Genomic DNA, 19,679 nt, shown 5'->3' with positions numbered 1-19,679 from the left:
CATGGACTTCCTCTCCATCATCAACTCCGCCGCCAGCGAGATCCTCTCGCCCACCACCGCCGCCTTCGCCCTCGCGACGATCGGCCTCAACGTCCACTTCGGCTACTCCGGCCTGCTGAACTTCGGCCAGGCGGGCTTCATGGCGATCGGCGCGTACGCGTTCGCGATCTTCACGATGATGGTCGACCCGACGGCGACGCTCGGCTGGCCGGTGTGGCTGTCGTTCATCGCGGCCGTGCTCGTCGCGATCGTCGCTGCGGTGGTCTTCGCCCTCATCCTCGGCATCCCGACGCTGCGGCTGCGCGGCGACTACCTCGCGATCGTGACGATCGCGGCGGCCGAGATCATCCGCTTCTCGGTCCGCACGCAAGATCTCACCGCCATCACGGGCGGCTCGCAGGGCCTCCGCGGCGCGGACTACAAGGGCGACTTCGACGCGATGAACCCGCTCACCGGCACCACCTACGGGTTCGGACCGTGGACGGCCACCGCGTACGACACGTGGGTGCGCATCGTCGCGTGGTCGCTCGTGATCGTCGCGCTCGTGCTCGTCTGGCTCCTCATGCGGAGCCCCTGGGGCCGCGTCATCAAGGGCATCCGCGAGGACGAGGATGCGGTGCGCTCGCTCGGCAAGAACGTCTACGGCTACAAGATGCAGGCGCTCGTGCTCGGCGGCGTGCTCGGCGCCGTCGCCGGCGTGATGTTCGTGCTGCCTCGAGCCGTGCAGCCCGACAACTTCGCCACCACGATGACGTTCTACATCTGGACGGCGCTGCTGCTCGGCGGCGCCGCGACCGTGTTCGGGCCGCTGCTCGGCTCGATCCTCTTCTGGGTGCTGCTCTCGTTCACGGGCGGCGTCATCAACCTGCTCCACGGCATGGGGGTGTTCGGCGACATGTCGGGCTCGCAGGCTGGGCAGATCCGGTTCGTGCTCATCGGCATCGCACTGATGGTCCTGGTGATCTTCAGACCACAGGGCATCCTCGGCAACAAGAAGGAGCTGTCGTTCAATGTCTGACACGACCACGCCTCCCACCACGCACCCGCTCGTCGACGGAGAGGTCGGCCCGGGCTGCAAGAAGGTCGACCCGATCGTCGTCGCCGACGGCGTCGTGCGCCAGTTCGGCGGCCTCACGGCCGTCGACGTCGCACACGTCGAGATCCCCCGCGGCATGATCACGGCGCTCATCGGTCCGAACGGTGCGGGGAAGACGACGTTCTTCAACCTGCTCACGGGCTTCGACCGGCCCAACAAGGGCTCGTGGTCGTTCGAGGGCCAGTCGCTCGCGCACGTGCCGAGCCACAAGGTCGCCCGGCGCGGAATGGTGCGCACGTTCCAGCTCACGAAGTCGCTCGGCCGCCTGACGGTGCTCCAGAACATGCTGCTCGGCGCGCGCGACCAGCGCGGCGAGGGCATCTTCGCGGCGCTGCTCAAGCCGCTGTGGGCCAAGCAGGAGCAGGCGAACACCGAGCGCGCCGACGCGCTCCTCGCCCGCTTCAAGCTCGACGCGAAGCGCGAGGACTACGCCGCGTCGCTCTCGGGCGGGCAGCGCAAGCTGCTCGAGATGGCGCGCGCGCTCATGAGCGAGCCGAGCCTCGTCATGCTCGACGAGCCGATGGCCGGCGTCAACCCGGCGCTGACGCAGTCGCTGCTCGACCACGTCAAGGGGCTCAAGGCCGAGGGCATGACCGTGCTCTTCGTCGAGCACGACATGCACATGGTGCGCCACATCTCCGACTGGGTGATCGTGATGGCCGAGGGGAAGGTCGTCGCCGAAGGCCCGCCCGAGACGATCATGCAGAATCAGGCCGTCGTCGACGCCTACCTCGGCGCGCACCACGACACCGACCTGGGCACCCTGACGAACCAGCAGGTCGCCCAGATCCACGAAGCGGCCGAGGAGGAGGTGCCGGTCGACCCGGAGGCATCCGCGACCGACTCCGAGACCCGCACGGGCGGCGCGACGCGGGTCACGGCCGCCGACGACGAGGAGGGCCAGCGATGACCGCGACCGGTGCGACGACCACCCCGGTGCTCGAGACGAAGGAGCTGGTGGCCGGCTACCTGCCGGGCGTCAACATCCTCAACGGCTGCTCGATCGTCGCCAACCAGGGCGACCTCATCGGCATCATCGGACCGAACGGCGCCGGCAAGTCGACGCTGCTCAAGGCCGTCTTCGGCCAGGTGAACATCCGCGAGGGGTCGGTGCTGCTCAACGGCGACGACATCACCGGGCTCAAGGCCGACAAGCTCGTGAGCAAGGGCGTCGGCATGGTGCCGCAGAACAACAACGTGTTCCCCTCGCTCACGATCGAGGAGAACCTCGAGATGGGGCTCTTCCAGGAGCCGAAGATGTTCAAGGAGCGCTTCGAGTTCGTCGGCGCGCTCTTCCCGGAGCTCGTGAAGCGGCGCAAGCAGCGCGCGGGCAGCCTCTCGGGCGGTGAGCGCCAGATGGTCGCGATGGGCCGCGCGCTCATGATGGACCCCGCGGTGCTGCTGCTCGACGAGCCGAGCGCTGGCTTGAGCCCCGTGCGCCAGGACGAGACGTTCCTGCGGGTCGCCGAGATCAACAGCCACGGCGTCACGATCGTCATGGTCGAGCAGAACGCGCGGCGCTGCCTGCAGATCGCGCACCGCGCCTACGTGCTCGACCAGGGCAAGGACGCCTACACCGGCACCGGCCGCGAGATGCTCAACGACCCCAAGGTCATCCAGCTCTACCTCGGCACGCTCGCGACCGACGTCGAGGAGAAGGCGCGCACGTCGTCGCAGGCGACGGTCGAGCCGACGCCCGACGTGGCCACGACGACCGCTCCCCCGGTGGTCACGGAGGACCCGAAGGCGCCCTGACCCGGGATGCGACGAGGGCCCCGCTGCGCGAGCTGCGGGGCCCTCGCCGTCGCCACGGGGCCGACGTCAGGCCGAGCGCGCCGCGAGCAGGGGGAGCCCGGGCCCGTCGAGCTCCGGCAGGAGCGCCGCGCGGCCGGTCATCGCCATGATCAGCGCGAGCGCGCTGCCGCGCACGACGTCGCCCTCCCCGATCGCCACGTCGACGTCGGCCGCCTCGAGGCGCAGGCCGCGCACGCGCCGCTTGGCGACGACCACGAGGTCGGTGCCCGCGTAGTAGCGCAGGAGCGCCGCGAGCACCTCCGGTGGATGCGCTCGCGCGATGCCGAGGGGACGCCGGATGTCCTCGCCGTGCACGACGACCTCGCCGAGCAGCGCCAGGCGCGGCAGCGGGGGCGAGACGCGGCTGCCGATCGTGGCGCGGAAGCGCGCGAGCGTGACGGCGGGCGTCTCGCCCAGCTGCTCCCGCAGCCGGTCGTCGACCTGCCGGTCGAAGTCGAACCGCGCGCGCAGCACGCCGACGAGCCATCGCGCGCGCGAGACCGCGCCGCTGACCGTCAGGTGAGCGAGCACCTCCCGCACCGAGAGCCCCGCGCACAGCGACGGCGTCGACCAGCGCGCGTCGTCCAGGCCCGCGAGGTCGTCGGCGAGCGCCTGCCGCTCCGCGTCGATCCATGCCCACGCGCCGTCCTCCGCCATGACAGCATCCTCGCGCATGCGCTCGAGGACCGCACGGCACCTGCGAGCACGAAGAGGGCCCCGCCGCAGCGGGGCCCTCTCGGTGCGCGTCAGGTCACTCGTTGAGCGAGCCGAACTCCGCGTTCAGGAAGGTGTACTGGTTGTCGGCACCGTACTGGTAGATGCCGATGTACGCCTCGGTCGGGTCGCCGTTCTCGTCGAACTCGATCGGGCCCGAGGGGCCGTCGTAGTCGATGTCCTCGCCGTCGGCGATCAGCTGCAGGCACTCCGCGACGTCGGTGCACTTCGTGCCGCCCTCGGAGACCGACTGCAGGTTGTCGCGGATGGTCTCGGCGTCGGCACTGCCGCCCTGCGCGGCCGCGAGGGCCGCGAGGATGACCGCGTCGTACGACTCGGGGCCGTACGAGAAGTCCTGCAGGTTGGGGTCCTGCTCGAGGAGGCGGTCGCGGAACGTCTCGTCGGCGGGGTTGCCGGGGAGCGTGCCCTTCGCGCCGTCGAGCGTGCCCTCGGGGAAGTTGTAGTCGTTCGACAGGTTGCCGTCGACGAAGTACATGCCCGAGGCCGGGAAGCCCTGCGTCACGAGCTCCGGCACGATCTGCGCCGTCTCGGCGAAGGCGATGATGGCGATCGCGTCGGGCTGGCCCGCCATGATCTCCTGCACCTGCGTGGTGAAGTTCGTGTCGCCCGGGTTGTAGAGGACGCTGCCCGTTACGGTGCCGCCGGCGGCCTCGACCGCCGCGGCCGCGTTCTCCTGCAGACCGGTGCCGTACGGATCGTTGATCGTGATGAAGCCGACGCTCGCCGCGCCGTCGCCCGTCATGAGGTTGCCGAGCACTCGGCCCTGCAGCACGTCGGAGGGGGCGGTACGCCAGTAGAACCCGTCGTCGGGGTAATCCGAGAAGTCGGGCGAGGTGTTCGCCGGCGAGATCTGCACGACGCCCGCGTCGATGAGCTGGTCGATGAACGTGAACGAGACGCCAGACGACGCCGCGCCCACGACGATGTCCGCGCCGGCCGAGATCAGCTCGCCCGCCGAGGCGGTCGCGATGTCGGTCGTCGTGTCGCCAGAGTCGCGGTGCTGCACGTCGACGGTGAACTCGAAGCCGGCGGCCTCGAGGTCGGCTGCCGCGAGGTCGACGCCCGCGAACTCGGGCGGGCCGAGGAAGGCGAGGTTGCCCGTCTGGGGCAGGATCGTGCCGACCACGAACTCCGTGTCGACCTCGCCGTTGCCCTCGGGTCCGGCCGAGCCCGACGGCGTGGCGGCGCCGCCGCCCCCGCCGGAACATGCGGCGAGCAGCAGCACGCCGGCGGTCGCGGCGCCGAGCGCCGCGAAGCGCCGGGGCTTGGGCCCCTTGGTGCGAAGGAAGGACTGCATTGTGCTCCTCAATTGCGTGGGACGCGCTAGCGCGCGCGTTTGCACCACAGTAGGCGAGCATCGCGCCGAATTCCGCGCATTCGCGTTACGTCCTGGTAACGGTCTTGGCGCAAGCGACCCCGCTTGCGCCGGGGCACGGTGAGTCCTCGGCCGCCGCTGAGCGGCGATCAGGCTGCGGGCGGTAAGGGGCGTGGCCGGCGGAACCGCCCGACGACGAGGTCGACCGAGACGAGCACGAGCGAGAGCCAGACGAGCGCGAAGCCGATCCAGCGCTCGAGCGGCATGGGCTCGAGCATGACGAAGGCACCGAAGAGGAAGGAGATGATGGGCGCGAGGTACTGCGTGAAGGCGAGGGCGGTGAGCGAGATGCGCCGGGCGGCCGCCGAGAAGGCGAGCAGCGGCAGGGCCGTCACGAGGCCGAGGCCGACCGTCGCCCAGATGCCGGTCGCACCGGCTGCGCCGACCGTCACCCCGTTGATGCTCACCGCGACGGCGAGCATGACGAGGGAGGCGGGGACCACGGCCGTGGTCTCGATCGTGAAGCCCGAGAGCGCATCCACCGATCCCCCGACGCGCTTCTTGATCAGGCCGTACACGCCGAACGACAGCGCGACCGTGAGGCCGAACCACGGCACCTCGCCGTAGCCGATGACCATGACGAGCACGCCCACGGCGCCGAGGCCGACCGCGACCCACTGCGCGGGGCGCAGGCGCTCGCCGAGGAAGAGCACCGCGAGCACGACCGAGACGAGCGGGTTGAGGAAGTAGCCGAGGCTCGTCTCGAGCACCTTGTCGGAGAGCACGGCGACGATGAAGGCCGTCCAGTTGACGAGCACCGCGTGGCCCGCGAGCACGAGCGTCCAGGTGTCGCGCCGGTTGGAGAGGATCGCGCGCAGGCGCACCCAGCCGCGCGTCATCGCGACGAGGCCGAAGCCGACCGCGACGGAGGCGAGCACCCGCCAGCCGATGAGCTCGAAGCCGTCGATGCCCTTCGTGAGCTGCAGGTAGACGGGCACGACGCCCCAGAAGGCGTAGGCGAAGACGGCATACCAGACGCCGGTGGTGCGCTGCTCGGGCATCGTCCCCTTCAATCGCGAAGGCGGCGCCCCCGAAGGGGCGCCGCCGCTGCGTCAGTCCTGGCTCAGCGCTCGACGATCGCGAGCACGTCGCGAGCCGAGAGGACGAGGTACTCGTCGGCGCCGAACTTGACCTCGGTGCCGCCGTACTTCGAGTAGAGCACCTTGTCGCCGACGCTCACGTCGATCGGCACGCGGTTGCCGTTGTCGTCGATGCGGCCGGGGCCGACCGCCACGACCTCGCCCTCCTGGGGCTTCTCCTTGGCGGTGTCAGGGATGACGAGACCGCTTGCAGTGGTCGTCTCTGCCTCGACCTGCTTGATGACGATGCGGTCCTCGAGCGGCTTGATGGAAACCGACACGGTTGCCTCTTTCTTGTCAGACTCTGGGGCGCGCCCGGTCATGCCGGGCGCCGCTCCAAGACTAGGCGGAGAGTTGGCACTCGGTCAACATGAGTGCCAATCGCGGGAGGTTCGCGGGCGATCGGTGGTGTTGGATGAGTGCGATGGACGCCGATGCGCTGCGACTCCTGCTGTCGAAGGAGGGCCTCGCGCTGCTCGACCGCACGGGCGCGGGCCTCGACGGCGGCGAGGTCGTGCGCGAGGTCGCGCGGCTGCGTGCGGAGGGCCACGACCCGCTGCTCGTCGCGACGGTGCTGACGCAAGCGAGGCTGCGCCGTCGGGCGCGGGCGAAGTTCGGCGAGTTCGCCGATGGGATGCTCTTCACCGAAGCGGGGCTCGAGCAGGCGACACGGCTGCGCGTCGCCGCTCACCACGCGGGCCGGATGCGCTCGGCCGGCATGGTCTCGGTCGCCGACCTCGGATGCGGGATCGGCGCCGACGCGCTCGCGTTCGCGACCCTCGGGCTCGAGGTCACTGCGGTGGAGCGCGACGAGGTGACGGCCGCGATCGCCGCCTTCAACCTCGCGGCGTGGCAGGCGACCGTCGTGCACGGCGACGCCCTCGAGACGCCCACGGACGCCCAGGCGCTCTGGTTCGACCCCGCGCGGCGCGACGGCGCGAGCCGGCTGCGCGACCCGGCCGACTGGTCGCCCTCGCTCGACCGGGTCTTCGAGCGCGCTGCCGCGCAGCCGGCGGGCGTCAAGCTCGCACCGGGCATCGACCGCGCGCTGCTGCCTCCCGACGCCGAGCAGCAGTGGGTCACCGACGGCCTCGAGACCGTCGAGGCGGTCGTGTGGACCGGCGCCCTCGCCCGTCCCGCCGCGCCGCGCAGCGCGCTCGTGCTCGGCGACGGCGTGGCGGAGGAGCTCGTCGGTGCGCCGACGCATCCGGAGCCAGGGGAGCTCGGCGAATGGCTCTTCGAGCCGGCGGGCTCCGTCATCCGCGCCGAGCTCATCGGCACGCTCGCCGACCGGCTGGGCGCGAGGAGCGTCAGCGACGGCATCGCGTACCTCACGGGCGACGCGCTCGTCGAGACGCCGCTCGCGCAGGCGTTCCGCGTGCGCGAGACGCTCCCGCTCGACGAGCGGCGGATCGCGCAGCGGCTGCGCGAGCTCGGCATCGGCGAGCTCGAGATCAAGAAGCGCGGCGCGGACGTCGACCCCGCGGCCCTCCGGAAGCGGCTGAAGCTCAAGGGCGACGAGCGGGCCACGCTCATCGCGACGCGCGTGGGCGGGCGCCACCGCGCGATCCTCGCCGACCGCGTTTGACGCCGCATCGGTCAGCCGACGAGGAGCTCCGGCAGCCGCGGCAGCCACTCGACCGCGGTGACGATCGCGAGGATGAGCGCGAGCACCGTGCCGATCGAGCCGGTCGCGACCGCGACGTAGGGCCACGGGCTGTCTTCCGGGCGCCGCCGGAGGGCGAAGAGCGCGCAGACGGTGCCACCGGCGGCGATCGGGAGCCCGGCCCCGCTCATGAACGCGAGCGCGAGGCCGAGGCCCGACACGATGAGCGCGACCCACGTGAGGTCGCTCAGCCGGCGGGCGCCGGCCGCCGGCCGCGGGAGAGCCGGCTCGGTCAACCGCCCATGATCGAGTAGTACTCGATCCACTGCGCGAGGCGGATGGCGTTGACGACGCCGACGATGATCGAGATCACGACCGCGACGGCGCCGACGATCCCCGCGACGAGCGGCCACGGGCGGCCCTCAGGGTTCTTGCGGATGGCGACGAAGCCGAGGATCGCGCCGACGAGCGCGGGCAGGAAGCCGAGTCCGAAGACGAACGAGAGCAGCAGGCCGAGGCCCGAGAGCACGAGCGCCCACACGGTGATGCCGTTGAGCTTCTTCTCGCCGGGCGCGGCGGCGTAGGCGGCGGGCGCGTAGCCGCCGGCGGCGTCGCCGTAGGCGGGAGCCTGGCCGTAGGCGGGAGCCTGGCCGTAGGCGGGAGCCTGGCCGTAGGCGGTCGAGTCGCCGCCGTAGGCGGGCTGCTGGCCATACGCCGGCTGCTGGCCGTACGCGGGCTGCTGCCCGTAGGCCGGCGCGCCGCCGTAGGGCTGCTGCTGGCCGTAGCCAGGCTGCTGCTCGCCGTAGGGCTGCTGCCCGTATCCCGACGCGGGAGCCGACTGGCCGTACGCGGCCTCGCCCTGCGCTGCCTGCTGGTCGAATGCCGGCTGCGAGAAGGCCTGCCCCTGGTCGCCGAACGACGGCTGCTGCCCGTACGCGGGCGGCTGGCCGGAGCCCGAGTCCTGCGGTCCGTACGCGGGGGCGTCGGGCTGCGGGTCGTAGGCCGGCTGCGCCGACTGCTGGCCGAAGTCCGCGGCGGGCTGCTCACCGGCCTGTGGCTCGGCGCCCTCCTGGTCGGGGCGACGGAATCGGTCGTCGGCCTGCGAGAACTGGTCGGTCACGGGGCTCCTCCTTGGCACGCGCGCGGATGCGCGTGATCACGGTATCGCCTAGAGGCCCGGCTGCACCTGCTCGGCGAGCTGCACGATCATCGCGATGCCGGTGATGGTCGCCGAGAGCATCGCCACGATCGTCACGGCGCCGAGGATGATGGCCCAGATCGCGAGCAGCCGGCCGTCCTCACCGGTGCGCTTGATGCGCCCGAGCGCGATCGCGCCCATGACGATCGCCGCGAGCGAGCCGATGATCGGCAGCACCGTCGCGCCGCACGCGGCCGCGATGATCGCGAGCACCGCGAGGGTGCTCGTCGTCGGTCCCGGATGCGTCGGCGCGCTCCACGCCGTCGACTGCGGTCCCGGAGCGGGCTGGGCGGGCTGCGGGGCACCCCACCCCTGCTGCTGCCACGTGGCCTGGCTCATGCTGCGCCTCCTCCGTCTCGGCACCGATCCTGCCAGTCGCGCCTGTGCGGCGCATCGGCGACCTGCTGCGGGCTCAGACCTGCACCGTGCTCGCGTCGAGCGTCGACTCGGCCGCGAAGCCTGCAGGGCTCGGGGCGTCGCCGCGCGCGACGAGCATCGCGCCGACGGCGGCGATCATCGCGCCGTTGTCGGTGCACAGCTCGAGCGGCGGGATGCGCAGCTCGACGCCGTGCGCGGCCGCGCGCTCCGCGGCGACCTCGCGCAGCCGGCGGTTCGCGACCACGCCGCCGCCGAGCAGCAGTCGCGGGATGCCGAGCTCGGCGCACGCGTCGAGCGCCTTCGTCACGAGCACGTCGACGACCGCCTCGCGGAAGCTCGCCGCGACATCGGCGATCGGCAGCGCCTCCCCCGCCGCGTCCGCGCGCTCGACGTGCCGCGCGACGGCCGTCTTGAGCCCCGAGAACGAGAAGTCGAAGCGGTGCCGCTGCCGGTCCTTCGGGGCCGTGAGGCCGCGCGGGAACCGGATCGCCTCCGGGTCGCCGCCGACGGCGGCCGCGTCGATCGAGGGTCCGCCGGGGTAGCTGAGGCCGAGCAGGCGCGCGGTCTTGTCGAAGGCTTCCCCCGCCGCGTCGTCGATCGTCTCGCCGAGCAGCTCGACGTCGCCCGCGAGGTCGCGCACGAGCAGGAGCGACGTGTGCCCGCCCGAGACGAGCAGCGCGACGGTCGGCAGCTCGAGCGGCTCGCCCGAGAGCACGTCGGCGGCGACGTGGCCGACGAGGTGGTTGACGCCGTAGAGCGGCAGCTCCCGCGCGGTCGCGAGGCCCTTCGCCGCACCGATGCCGACCATGAGGGCGCCCGCGAGGCCCGGCCCGGCCGTCACGGCGATCGCGTCGATGTCGTCGAGCGTCATGGATGCGTCATCGAGCGCCGCGAGGATCGTCGGCTGCATCTGCTCGAGGTGCGCGCGTGCCGCGATCTCGGGCACGACGCCGCCGAAGCGCGCGTGCAGCTCCATCGACGACGCGATGCGGTTCGCGAGCAGCTCCGTACCGCGCACGATGCCGACGCCGGTCTCGTCGCAGCTCGACTCGATGCCGAGCACGACCGGTGCGCGCTCGCTCATCGCGCCTCCCGCTTCATCACCACGGCATCCACGTCCTCCGGCTGGTAGTAGCGCGGCCGCACCCCGATCTCGCGGAAGCCGACCGACTCGTAGAGGCCGCGCGCGACGGGGTTGTCGGCGCGCACCTCGAGGAAGAGCTCCTGCACGCCGCGGCGCTCGGCCTCGGCGAGCAGCTCGGCGAGCAGGGCACGCCCGATGCCGCGGCCGCGCGCGTCGTCCGCGACGGCGATCGTCTGCACGTCGCCCTCGACGCCCACGGCGCGGAGGCCCGCGTAGCCGACGAGCCGCCCCTCGGCGTCGACCGCCGCGAGGTAGCGGCCCCACTCGCTCGCGATCTCGTGCCGCATCGTCTCGGCCTCCCACGCGCTCGGGCCGAAGGAGGCGCGCTCGAGGGCCATGATCGCGTCGAGGTCGTCGGCGTCGGCGGTGCGGATGCGCACGGCCGCGGCGGACTCGTCGGCGGCGGTCACTGCGACACCCGCTTCGGGCCTGCCGACGGGACGGCGTCGGCCTCGCGGAGGTAGAGCGCCTCCGTCACCTCCCCCGCGCCGCGTGCGGCGGCGCGCGCGAGCAGACCCGCGTCGATCGCCTCTGCGTCGACGCGCGGGAGTCCCGCGTGCTCTCCCGCGGGCGCGGGGACGGCGTCGGCGGGCGCGAGGTGCGGGCCCTCGACGACGGCGCCGCTCGCGATGACGCTCCACGCGCGCTCGCGACGGCGCACGTCGGTCGTGACCTGCGCGTCGCCCGTCGTCGCGCCGAGGTGGCTCGCGACGCCGAGGCACGGCACGCCGAGCCCCATGGCCGTCGCGCGGGCGGCGGCGATGCCGACCCGCAGCCCCGTGAACGCGCCCGGCCCCATGCCGGCGACGACGAGCTCGATCTGGGCCCTGCGCCCCTCGAGCGCGCGCTCGAGCATGGGCCCGAGCCGCTCCGCGTGCCCGCGCCGGTCGTCGGAGCGCTCCTCGAAGACGAGCTCGTCGCCGTCGAGCACCGCGACCGCGGTGCCGAGCGAGGTGTCGATCGCGAGGATCATCGCGCCGCTCCCTCGAGCGCGAGCGCGCGCAGCCGCGCGGCGTCCCACGCCGGGCCGTGGCCGCTCAGCCGCACGTGCCGCGGCGCATCCGCCTCGTCGTCCATGTCGTCCTCCTCCGGGCCGGCCTCCGGCCGCTCGATCTCGACCCGCAGCCACGAGTCGAGCGCGTGCTCGAGGGGCGCGCCCCACTCCGCGACCGTGATCGCGCCGTCGAGGTCGAGGTCGAGGTCGTCGAGCTGCGCCTCGCTGCCCGCGTCGCCGCCGAGCCGGTAGGCGTCGACGTGCTGGAGGTCGGGCCCGGCGGCCGTGCGGTGCGTGCGGGCGATGACGAAGGTGGGGCTCTGCACCGTGCCGCGCGCGCCGAGCGCACGGCCGATGCCGCGCGTGAGCGTCGTCTTGCCCGCGCCGAGCGGCCCGATGAGCAGCACCGCGTCGCCCGCCACGAGGCTCCGCCCGATGCGCTCGCCGAGCAGCTCCATCGCGTCGGCGTCGGGCACGTCGCCCGCGAGCTCGACCGCGACGCGCGGGCCGAGCATGCCGGTGAGCTCGGGCGCGGATGCGTGCTCGAGCGAGACGGCGTCGCCGACGGCCGCGAGGCGGTCACCGATGTCGAGCACCACCTGGTCCATCGCGACGCGCCCGCGGATGGGCTGCGCGCCACCGCGGAGCAGCACGGGCCGGCCGGTCGCGGCGCGCGTGACGCCGTCGGCGTAGCCGAGCCCGACGAGCGCGAGCGTCGTCGGCCGCTCGGTCACGTGCTCGCCGCCGTAGGAGACGCCGAGGCCCGCCTCGACGCGCTTGACGCCGACGAGCTCGCCGAGGAGCCGCCGTGGCGTCCCGTCGAGCCCGAGCTCGAGCGCTCGCCGCGGCGCGAGCGCGGGATCCGCGGCCGTGCCGTGCGCGCCGAGGGCGAGCGAACCCATCCGCGTCACGACTTCGTACGTGATGGTGCCGGCCGCGACCGCCCACGCGTCGGCGCTCGGCTCGCCCGCCGCGGGGTCGCCGAAGAGCACGCCCGCGCCCGTGAGCGGCGGTTCGATGCGGAGCGCGCCGGCGGTGACCTCCGCGACGCGCGCGGGCTGGTCGCCCACCTGCACCGGGGCGCCGATCGCGGGCAGCAGGCCCGCATCGAGCCCGCCTTCCGCGACGCCGCCCTGGAACCTCGCGGTCACGCGCATCGCGGGTCGGAGGCCGAGCGCCGCCGCAGCCGCGCCGCCGCCATCGCCGGGGCCGGCCGGGTCGACGCCGTAGGCGGCCATGCCGAGGCGCACCATGTCGAAGCGCGCCTCGGGCAGGGCGAGCGCGGCCGCGGAGGCCGCGAGGTGCCGCAGCTCGAGCGCGAGGGGCTCGGCGTCGGCCGCGGCCGACGCGAAGTCGGCGACCTGCGCGAGGTCGGCGTCGCGGCTCGAGCCCGCGAGGTGCGACATGAGCCCGCGCACCCGGGCGCCCCCGCGGACGAGCTCCGTCGCGCGGGCGAGGGCCGCGGCGCGGTCGCCGCGCGCGACGCCGTTGCGGCCGAGGCCCGTGTCGACCTTGAGGTGGATGGTCGCGCCGGCGTCGGCGGCCGCCTCGAGCTGCGCGATCGACGACACCGCGACCTCGATGCCGCGGCGCGCGGCGATGCGGAAGTCGGTGCGCGGCCCGTGGAGCCACGCGAGCAGCGGCGCCTCGATGCCCGCGTCGCGCAGCGCGACGGCCTCGGCGAGGTCGACGACCCCGAGCATCGCCGCGCCGCCCTCGAGCATCGCGCGCGCCGAGACGAGCGCGCCGTGCCCGTAGCCCTCGGCCTTCACGACGCCGAGCACCGGCACGCCGACGCGCGCCGCGAGCACGCGCACGTTCGCCGCGATCACCACGGCGTCGACCTCGACGCGCATCAGTCCTCCGCGATGACGGTCGCGGTCGCGACGCCGCCGTCATGGCTCATCGAGAGGTGCAGCCGGCGGGCGCCGATCGACGCGGCCTGCGCGGCCGCGGTGCCCCGCACCTCGAGCTGGGGGTCGCCGTCGGCCGCCTGCACGACGACGAGGTCGATCCAGCGCATCCCGGCGTGCGCACCGAGCGCCTTGAACGCGGCCTCCTTCGCGGCGAAGCGCGCCGCGAGCGAGTGGAGCCCGCGCTCCTGCCCGTCGGCGCGCACGAGCTCCTCGGGCGCGAACAGCCGCGGCTTGAGCGCCGGCGTGCGGGTGACGGCGCGCTCGAAGCGAGCGACGTCGACGACGTCGACGCCGAGCCCCACGATCACGAGCCGCCCCCGCTCATCCGGCCCCGTTCAGCTGCCGCGGGTCACTCGACGGTGACGGACTTCGCGAGGTTGCGCGGCTGGTCGACGTCGAGGCCCTTCGCGGTCGCGAGCTCGAGCGCGAAGATGTGCAGCGGCACGACCTGCAGCACCGGCTCGAGCATCGGCAGCGTGAGCGGCACGCGCAGCACGACGTCGGCGTACGGCAGCACTGCGGCATCGCCGGCCTCGGCGACCGCGATCACGCGGGCACCGCGCGCGCGGATCTCCTGGATGTTCGAGACGATCTTCGAGTGCAGCAGCGGCTCGTTGCGCGGGCTCGGCACCACGACGAAGACGACCTGGCCGGGCTCGATGAGCGCGATCGGGCCGTGCTTGAGCTCGCCGCCGGCGAAGCCCTCGGCGTGGATGTAGCTGATCTCCTTGAGCTTGAGCGCGCCCTCGAGGGCGACGGGGTAGCCCACGTGGCGGCCGAGGAAGAGCACCGAGCGGCTGTCGGCCATCCAGTGCGCGAGCTCGTGCACCGCCTCCTGCTCGGCGAGCACCTGGCGCAGCTCGGCCGGCAGCTCGCGCATCTCGGCGACGACCTCGGCGATGGCCTCGTCGGCCATCGTGCCGCGCACGCGCGCGAGGTGCAGGCCGAACAGCAGCTGGCCGATGACCTGCGCGAGGAAGGCCTTCGTCGACGCGACCGCGACCTCGGGGCCGGCGTGCGTGTAGAGCACCGCCTCCGACTCGCGCGGGATCGTCGCGCCCTGCGTGTTGCAGATCGACAGCGTGCGCGCGCCCTGCGCCTTCGCGTGCTGCACGGCCATCTTCGTGTCCATCGTCTCGCCCGACTGCGAGATCGAGATGACGAGCGTGCGCTCGTCGAGCACGGGGTCGCGGTAGCGGAACTCGTGCGCGAGGTCGACCTCGACCGGCACCCGCGCCCAGGTCTCGATCGCGTACTTGCCGACGAGGCCCGAGTAGTTCGCGGTGCCGCACGCGACGATCACGATGCGGTCGATCGAGCGCAGCACCTCGTCGTCGAGCGCACCGAGGTCGAGCTCGACGCGCGAGTCGGCGAGGCGGCCGCGCATGGTGTTCTCGACGGCCTCGGGGCCCTCCGAGATCTCCTTCGCCATGAACGAGTTCCAGCCGCCCTTGTCGGCGGCCGAGGCGTCCCAGCTCACCTCGAAGCGCTTGGGCTCGACGGCGTTGCCGTCGAAGTCGGTGACGGATGCGCTGTCCTTGGTGATCGTGACGATCTGGTCGTTGTCGAGGGCGGCCGCGTTGGGCGTGAACTTCACGAACGCGCTGACGTCGCTGCCGAGGAAGTGCTCCCCGTCGCCGTAGCCGACGAGCAGCGGCGAGTTGTGCGAGGCGCCGACGACGACGCCGGGCTGCTCGGCGTGCATCGCGAGCAGCGTGAACTGGCCGTGCAGTCGCCCCACGACCTGCCGCATCGCCGTCGTCAGGTCGCCGGTCTCGCGGTAGGCGCGGCCGAGCAGCTTCGCGGCGGCCTCGGTGTCGGTCTCGCTCGCGAAGGCCTCGCCCGCCGCCTCGAGCTCTGCGCGGAGCTCGGCGAAGTTCTCGATGATGCCGTTGTGGATGAGCGAGAGCCGACCGTCGTCACCGATGTGCGGGTGCGCGTTCTCGTCGGTCGGGCCGCCGTGCGTCGCCCACCGCGTGTGGCCGATGCCGGTCGCCGACGCGGGCAGCGGCGCGTCCTCGAGGCTCTCGCGCAGCACCGCGAGCTTGCCGCCCTTCTTGCGCAGCGCGATGCGCCCGCCGTCGATGACGGACACCCCGGCGCTGTCGTAGCCCCGGTACTCGAGCCGCGACAGCCCCTCGAGCAGCACATCGACCGTGCCGCGCTCACCCGTGTATCCGACGATTCCACACATGCCCTCGATCCTACCGGCGGTAGAGTCACGCTCGATGTCGCACCCGATCAGCTCGCCGTTCGTCGAGATCGACCGCGCCGATTGGGCGAGGCTCGCGCCCCACGTGCCCGACCCGCTCACCGAGGCCGAGGTGCGGCGCATCCGCGGCACGGGCGACCGGCTCGAGCTGCGCGAGGTGGCCGAGGTCTACCTGCCGCTGTCGAAGCTCATCAGCCTCTACCGCGACTCGGCCGCCCGCCTGCACCGCGAGACGACGGAGTTCCTGGGCGCGCCGACGCATCCGACCCCCTTCGTGCTCGGCGTCGCCGGCTCCGTCGCGGTCGGCAAGTCGACGACCGCGCGGCTGCTCAAGGAGCTGCTCGGCCGCTGGCAGGGCGAGCTGCGCGTCGACCTCGTGACGACCGACGGCTTCCTGCACCCCAACCGCGTGCTCGAGCAGCGCGGGATCATGGGCCGCAAGGGCTTCCCCGAGTCGTACGACCGGCGCGCGCTGCTGCAGTTCATCACTCGCGTGAAGTCGGGCGAGGCCGAGGTGCGCGCGCCCGTGTACTCGCACCTGTCGTACGACATCGTGCCGGGCGAGCAGATCGTGGTGCGGCGCCCCGACATCCTCATCGTCGAGGGGCTCAACGTGCTGCAGCCGCCGCCGACGGGCTCGCACCTCGCGGTCTCCGACCTCTTCGACTTCTCGGTCTACGTGGATGCGCGCACGCGTGCGATCCGGGAGTGGTACATCGAGCGCTTCTTCACGCTCAAGGCGACCGCGTTCCAGGACCCGCAGTCGTACTTCCACCGCTTCGCGGACATGACGGATGCGCAGGCGCGCGCGTACTCGTCGGACATCTGGGACTCGATCAACGGCCCGAACCTCGTCGAGCACATCCTGCCGACGCGCTCGCGCGCCGACCTCGTGCTGCGGAAGGACGACGACCACACGATCCGCTCGGTGCTGCTGCGGAAGGTGTAGCGCGGAGGACTCAATGCCCGAAGGGCGTTGAGCCCGGAGCGCTACAGGTCGAGTAGCCGCCGAAGGCGGCGTACCGAGACCGAGCTCCGCGAGCTGACCCCTCACGCGCGGAAGTGACCCCTCACGCGCGGAAGTGACCCCTCACGCGCGGAAGTGACCGCTCGAGGCCGCGCGCTACGGCGCCGGGACCCCCTCCACCACGTTCGGCGATCGCGCCGCGCGCGAGCGGCCGCTCTGCCCGAGTCGCACGAGCACGACGCCCGCGATGATCGCGGCGGCGCCGAGCAGCTGCGGCGGGGTCGGCAGGATCCACAGCAGCAGCGCGGTCCAGACGATCGCGAACATCGTCTCGGAGTAGCCGACGAAGCTCGCGAGGGTCGCGCCGAGCCGGCGTCCGCCGAGGATGCCGAGCACGTACGCGGCAGCGGTCGAGACGAGCACGACGAGCGCGACGACGACCCACATCGGCACCATCGCACCCGCGAGCACCACCGGCTCGGCGTTCGCCTCGAACGGCAGCAGCCCCGTGAGCGACGCGGCGCCGAGCACGACGGCGCCGACGACCATGCCGAGCCCCGCGAGCGCGATGGGGTGCAGCTCGGAGTCGGGCTTCGACGCGACGACCCAGTAGGCCGCGTTGCCGATCGCCGAGCCGAGCGCGAGCAGCACGCCGATCGGGTGCAGCGCGTCGCCGCCGACGCCCGAGATGAGCGCGAGGCCGACGAGCGCGACCCCGGCGCCCGCGAGCGTGAGCCACGCCGGGGCGCGACGCGTGACCGCCCAGGTGGCGAAGACGAGCAGCACCGGGCCGAGGAACTCGATGAGCAGCGCGAGCGAGGGCTGGATGTAGGCGACGGCGCTGAAGAAGGCGAGCTGGCACAGCGCGATCGCGAGCACGCCGAGCACCAGCACCTCCTTCCACGACCGGGCGACCGCATCCCACCGACCGCGCAGCAGCCACAGCGTCGGGCCCAGCAGCACGAGCGCGCCGCCGGAGATGCGCACGGTCGTGACGGCGCCGGAGGTCCACCCCGCGTCGAGGAGCGACGAGGCGAGGATGCCGGAGATGCCGAAGGACGCGGCGCTCGCGAGCGCGAACGCGAGGCCGATCGATCGACGAGCGTGCATCGGCGGGGCCCCTGTCTCGGTTAGCATCGTGCTCACGACGGCACGGTGTCACGACCGTCGGGCCTGACAGTCGCGATCCTAACCGAGGTCACCCAGTGTCGCTGCCGTATCCGAAGGAGCTCGTGCGCTCGCTCGAGTTCATCGCCGACGTCTGCAACCGGCGCCGCGACGCTGAGCTCGAGACCGCCGTGAGCCTGCGCGAGGTGTGCGCCTCGTGGCGCTTCCCGGGCGCGAGCGGCGCGACGCGCGCCGACCTCGAGGCGACGTGGCGCAGGATCGACCAGGTCGAGCGCATGTGGGACGCCGAGCGCGACGCGGTCGCGACGATGGTGAACCGCATCTTCGAGGAGGCGAACGCCCGCCCGCGGCTCGTGCGCCACGACGACTTCGACTGGCACCTGCACGGGCTGCCGCAGGGCGCGTCGCTCGCCGACGCGATCGCGGTCGACGCGGCGATGGCGCTCGGCGACCTCGTGCGCCTCGACGACCTCGAGCGGTGCCGGCGCTGCGCCGACGTGCGGTGCGAGCGGATGTTCTTCGACCTCTCGCGCAACCGCTCGCGCCGGTTCTGCTCGACGCGCTGCCAGTCACGCACGAACGTCGCGGCGTTCCGGGCGCGAGCGCTCGAGGTGTAGCGAGCGCGGGCGGCCTCCCAGGTTGCCAGGAGCATCCTGTCGCGCATGGCAACGACCACGACCGAGGAGCCGGCGGGTCACTCGACGAAGCTGAAGCGCGGCATCACGACGCTGCTGCTCTTCTTCTTCATCGTCGGCGACACGCTCGGCGCAGGCATCTACACGCTCGTCGGCACGATGGCGACCGACGTCGGCGGAGTCCTGTGGGTCCCGCTCATCCTCGCGCTCGTGCTGGCCCTGCTCACCGCGGGGACCTACGCGGAGCTCATCACGAAGTACCCGCACGCGGGCGGCGCCGCCCGTTACGCGGAGCGCGCCTTCGACAAGCCCTACATGACGTTCCTCATCGGCTTCCTCATGCTCTCCGCAGGCATCACGACCGCCGCGGCGCTCGCGAACGCCTTCGCGGGCGACTACCTGCAGGCGCTCGTGCCGAACGTCCCCACGATCCCGGTCGCGATCGGCTTCATCGCGCTGCTCGTGCTCGTGAACCTCCGGGGCGTGCGCGAGTCGCTCATGGCGAACGTCGGCGCGACGCTCATCGAGATGACCGGTCTCATCATCATCATCGTCGTCGCGGCGATCGTGTTCGGCTCCGGCGGCGGGGAGCCCGCGCGCCTCACGACCTTCGCCGAGGGCGTGACGCCGATCTCGGGCGCCTTCGCGGCGACGATCACGGCGTTCTTCTCCTTCCTCGGCTTCGAGGCTGCCGCGAACATGGCCGAGGAGGTCAAGGACCCGAGCCGCTCGTACCCGCGAGCGCTCTTCGGCGCCATCCTCACGGCCGGCGTCGTCTACCTGCTCATCGCGATCGGCGCGGCGGTCGTCGTGCCGCTCGACCAGCTCGCGACCTCCGAGGGTCCGCTGCTCGAGGTCATCGAGGCGTCGGGCCTCGCCTTCCCGTCGTGGCTCTTCGCCCTCATCGCGCTCGTCGCGATCGGCAACGGGGCGCTGCTGTTCATGGTGATGGCCTCGCGCGCGACCTACGGGCTCGCCGAGGCGAAGCTGCTGCCGAAGGCCTTCGGCGCCGTGCTCCCCCGCCGTCGGACGCCGTGGGTCTCGATCGTCGTCGTCGGCGCCGTCACGATGGCCATGTCGCTCATCGGCGACGTCGGCACCCTCGCCGACACGACCGTGCTGCTGCTCGTCCTCGTCTTCATCTCGGCCAACGTCTCGGTGCTCGTGCTGAAGAAGGACGTCGTCGCGCACAAGCACTTCACGACGCCGCGCATCGTCTCGGTGCTCGCGCTCATCGCGTCGATCGCGCTGCTGACGCAGCAGAGCCTGCAGACATGGCTCATCGCGGGAGGCTACGTCGTCGTCGGCACGATCCTGTTCCTCATCGCACGCGCGGCCCGCCGGCGCGAGCACCGGCAGGGCACGTCCGAGCCGACGCGCGAGCTGCGGCTCGAGCGGCCGATCGCGTCCGACGACTGACGC

At 72.7% G+C, this 19,679-nt stretch carries 21 protein-coding genes; 7 read left to right on the top strand and 14 right to left on the bottom strand.

All coding sequences use genetic code 11. The annotated features are described in order from the left end of the window. Nucleotide 1 precedes the first annotated feature (1 nt). Genes ACP7BI_RS04540 through ACP7BI_RS04530 form a run of 3 tightly spaced genes read left to right on the top strand, consistent with a single transcriptional unit; the run spans nucleotide 2 to nucleotide 2,851 of the window. Nucleotides 2–1,018 carry a branched-chain amino acid ABC transporter permease gene (locus tag ACP7BI_RS04540; protein ID WP_211450400.1) on the top strand — a complete coding sequence of 339 codons (1,017 nt, stop codon included), beginning with the start codon at nucleotides 2–4 and terminating at the stop codon, nucleotides 1,016–1,018. Further along, nucleotides 1,011–2,006 (top strand): ABC transporter ATP-binding protein, encoded by a 996-nt coding sequence (locus ACP7BI_RS04535; RefSeq protein WP_425844016.1) that lies wholly within the window; start codon nucleotides 1,011–1,013, stop codon nucleotides 2,004–2,006. Before ACP7BI_RS04540 ends, ACP7BI_RS04535 begins: the two co-directional genes overlap by 8 nt. Further along, nucleotides 2,003–2,851, top strand: a complete 849-nt coding sequence (locus tag ACP7BI_RS04530) for an ABC transporter ATP-binding protein (RefSeq protein ID WP_425844014.1) — start codon at nucleotides 2,003–2,005, stop codon at nucleotides 2,849–2,851. Before ACP7BI_RS04535 ends, ACP7BI_RS04530 begins: the two co-directional genes overlap by 4 nt. Before the next feature lie 66 nt (nucleotides 2,852–2,917). Here ACP7BI_RS04530 and ACP7BI_RS04525 read toward each other — a convergent pair whose 3' ends face one another. The 4 genes from ACP7BI_RS04525 to groES all read right to left on the bottom strand — a co-directional run bounded on the left by ACP7BI_RS04525 (nucleotide 2,918) and on the right by groES (nucleotide 6,360). Beyond that, nucleotides 2,918–3,547, bottom strand: a complete 630-nt coding sequence (locus tag ACP7BI_RS04525) for a maleylpyruvate isomerase family mycothiol-dependent enzyme (protein WP_425844012.1) — start codon at nucleotides 3,545–3,547, stop codon at nucleotides 2,918–2,920. A 94-nt stretch (nucleotides 3,548–3,641) separates the two neighbouring features. After that, nucleotides 3,642–4,922 carry an ABC transporter substrate-binding protein gene (locus ACP7BI_RS04520; RefSeq protein WP_425844010.1) on the bottom strand — a complete coding sequence of 427 codons (1,281 nt, stop codon included), beginning with the start codon at nucleotides 4,920–4,922 and terminating at the stop codon, nucleotides 3,642–3,644. Nucleotides 4,923–5,089: 167 nt separating this feature from the next. Continuing rightward, nucleotides 5,090–6,001, bottom strand: coding sequence for an EamA family transporter RarD (gene rarD / locus ACP7BI_RS04515; protein ID WP_425844008.1), 912 nt, complete (start codon nucleotides 5,999–6,001; stop codon nucleotides 5,090–5,092). Nucleotides 6,002–6,063: 62 nt separating this feature from the next. Continuing rightward, nucleotides 6,064–6,360: a co-chaperone GroES gene (gene groES, locus ACP7BI_RS04510; RefSeq protein ID WP_211450405.1), complete on the bottom strand. Its 297-nt coding sequence runs from the start codon at nucleotides 6,358–6,360 to the stop codon at nucleotides 6,064–6,066. A 143-nt stretch (nucleotides 6,361–6,503) separates the two neighbouring features. On the opposite strand from groES, the gene ACP7BI_RS04505 reads away from it, so the two are divergent. Then, nucleotides 6,504–7,667 carry a THUMP-like domain-containing protein gene (locus tag ACP7BI_RS04505; protein WP_425844006.1) on the top strand — a complete coding sequence of 388 codons (1,164 nt, stop codon included), beginning with the start codon at nucleotides 6,504–6,506 and terminating at the stop codon, nucleotides 7,665–7,667. An 11-nt stretch (nucleotides 7,668–7,678) separates the two neighbouring features. Here the strand turns inward: ACP7BI_RS04505 and ACP7BI_RS04500 are convergent, their stop codons facing one another. The 9 genes from ACP7BI_RS04500 to glmS all read right to left on the bottom strand — a co-directional run bounded on the left by ACP7BI_RS04500 (nucleotide 7,679) and on the right by glmS (nucleotide 15,509). Continuing rightward, entirely contained in the window at nucleotides 7,679–7,981 is a 303-nt protein-coding gene (locus ACP7BI_RS04500; protein WP_425844005.1) for a hypothetical protein, read from the bottom strand. Further along, entirely contained in the window at nucleotides 7,978–8,805 is an 828-nt protein-coding gene (locus ACP7BI_RS04495) for a hypothetical protein (RefSeq protein ID WP_425844003.1), read from the bottom strand. Before ACP7BI_RS04495 ends, ACP7BI_RS04500 begins: the two co-directional genes overlap by 4 nt. Before the next feature lie 48 nt (nucleotides 8,806–8,853). Further along, nucleotides 8,854–9,222 (bottom strand): DUF4190 domain-containing protein, encoded by a 369-nt coding sequence (locus ACP7BI_RS04490; RefSeq protein ID WP_425844002.1) that lies wholly within the window; start codon nucleotides 9,220–9,222, stop codon nucleotides 8,854–8,856. 73 nt (nucleotides 9,223–9,295) lie between these two features. After that, nucleotides 9,296–10,345, bottom strand: a complete 1,050-nt coding sequence (gene tsaD, locus ACP7BI_RS04485; RefSeq protein WP_425844001.1) for a tRNA (adenosine(37)-N6)-threonylcarbamoyltransferase complex transferase subunit TsaD — start codon at nucleotides 10,343–10,345, stop codon at nucleotides 9,296–9,298. Further along, nucleotides 10,342–10,815 (bottom strand): ribosomal protein S18-alanine N-acetyltransferase, encoded by a 474-nt coding sequence (gene rimI / locus ACP7BI_RS04480; RefSeq protein ID WP_425844000.1) that lies wholly within the window; start codon nucleotides 10,813–10,815, stop codon nucleotides 10,342–10,344. Before rimI ends, tsaD begins: the two co-directional genes overlap by 4 nt. After that, on the bottom strand, nucleotides 10,812–11,378 hold the full coding sequence (gene tsaB, locus ACP7BI_RS04475; protein ID WP_425843999.1) for a tRNA (adenosine(37)-N6)-threonylcarbamoyltransferase complex dimerization subunit type 1 TsaB: 567 nt from the start codon (nucleotides 11,376–11,378) through the stop codon (nucleotides 10,812–10,814). The genes rimI and tsaB overlap by 4 nt, the downstream gene beginning before the upstream one ends. Then, nucleotides 11,375–13,255 carry a tRNA (adenosine(37)-N6)-threonylcarbamoyltransferase complex ATPase subunit type 1 TsaE gene (gene tsaE / locus ACP7BI_RS04470; RefSeq protein WP_425843998.1) on the bottom strand — a complete coding sequence of 627 codons (1,881 nt, stop codon included), beginning with the start codon at nucleotides 13,253–13,255 and terminating at the stop codon, nucleotides 11,375–11,377. Before tsaE ends, tsaB begins: the two co-directional genes overlap by 4 nt. Then, nucleotides 13,255–13,623: a holo-ACP synthase gene (locus tag ACP7BI_RS04465; protein WP_425843996.1), complete on the bottom strand. Its 369-nt coding sequence runs from the start codon at nucleotides 13,621–13,623 to the stop codon at nucleotides 13,255–13,257. Before ACP7BI_RS04465 ends, tsaE begins: the two co-directional genes overlap by 1 nt. Nucleotides 13,624–13,664: 41 nt before the next feature. Continuing rightward, nucleotides 13,665–15,509 (bottom strand): glutamine--fructose-6-phosphate transaminase (isomerizing), encoded by a 1,845-nt coding sequence (gene glmS, locus ACP7BI_RS04460; protein ID WP_425843995.1) that lies wholly within the window; start codon nucleotides 15,507–15,509, stop codon nucleotides 13,665–13,667. A gap of 34 nt (nucleotides 15,510–15,543) precedes the next feature. Here glmS and coaA point away from each other — a divergent pair, with 34 nt between their 5' ends. Continuing rightward, entirely contained in the window at nucleotides 15,544–16,476 is a 933-nt protein-coding gene (coaA, locus tag ACP7BI_RS04455; RefSeq protein ID WP_425843994.1) for a type I pantothenate kinase, read from the top strand. 174 nt (nucleotides 16,477–16,650) lie between these two features. Here coaA and ACP7BI_RS04450 read toward each other — a convergent pair whose 3' ends face one another. Beyond that, nucleotides 16,651–17,631 carry an EamA family transporter gene (locus tag ACP7BI_RS04450; RefSeq protein WP_425844075.1) on the bottom strand — a complete coding sequence of 327 codons (981 nt, stop codon included), beginning with the start codon at nucleotides 17,629–17,631 and terminating at the stop codon, nucleotides 16,651–16,653. Nucleotides 17,632–17,699: 68 nt separating this feature from the next. Between ACP7BI_RS04450 and ACP7BI_RS04445 the strand changes: the two genes are divergently transcribed. Together ACP7BI_RS04445 and ACP7BI_RS04440 are read left to right on the top strand one after the other, a co-directional pair. Continuing rightward, the gene (locus ACP7BI_RS04445; RefSeq protein ID WP_425843992.1) at nucleotides 17,700–18,239 is read left to right on the top strand and encodes a CGNR zinc finger domain-containing protein; all 540 of its coding nucleotides are present in this window, start codon (nucleotides 17,700–17,702) and stop codon (nucleotides 18,237–18,239) included. Between the two features lie 45 nt (nucleotides 18,240–18,284). Next, the gene (locus tag ACP7BI_RS04440) at nucleotides 18,285–19,676 is read left to right on the top strand and encodes an APC family permease (protein WP_425843991.1); all 1,392 of its coding nucleotides are present in this window, start codon (nucleotides 18,285–18,287) and stop codon (nucleotides 19,674–19,676) included. Nucleotides 19,677–19,679 lie beyond the last annotated feature (3 nt).

The organism is Agrococcus sp. TSP3-2-1 (assembly GCF_049897585.1).
In the GTDB taxonomy this organism is placed as follows: domain Bacteria; phylum Actinomycetota; class Actinomycetes; order Actinomycetales; family Microbacteriaceae; genus Agrococcus.
The sequence above is the reverse complement of the archived record's forward strand: the minus strand, read 5'-3'. Positions and strand labels throughout refer to the sequence as shown.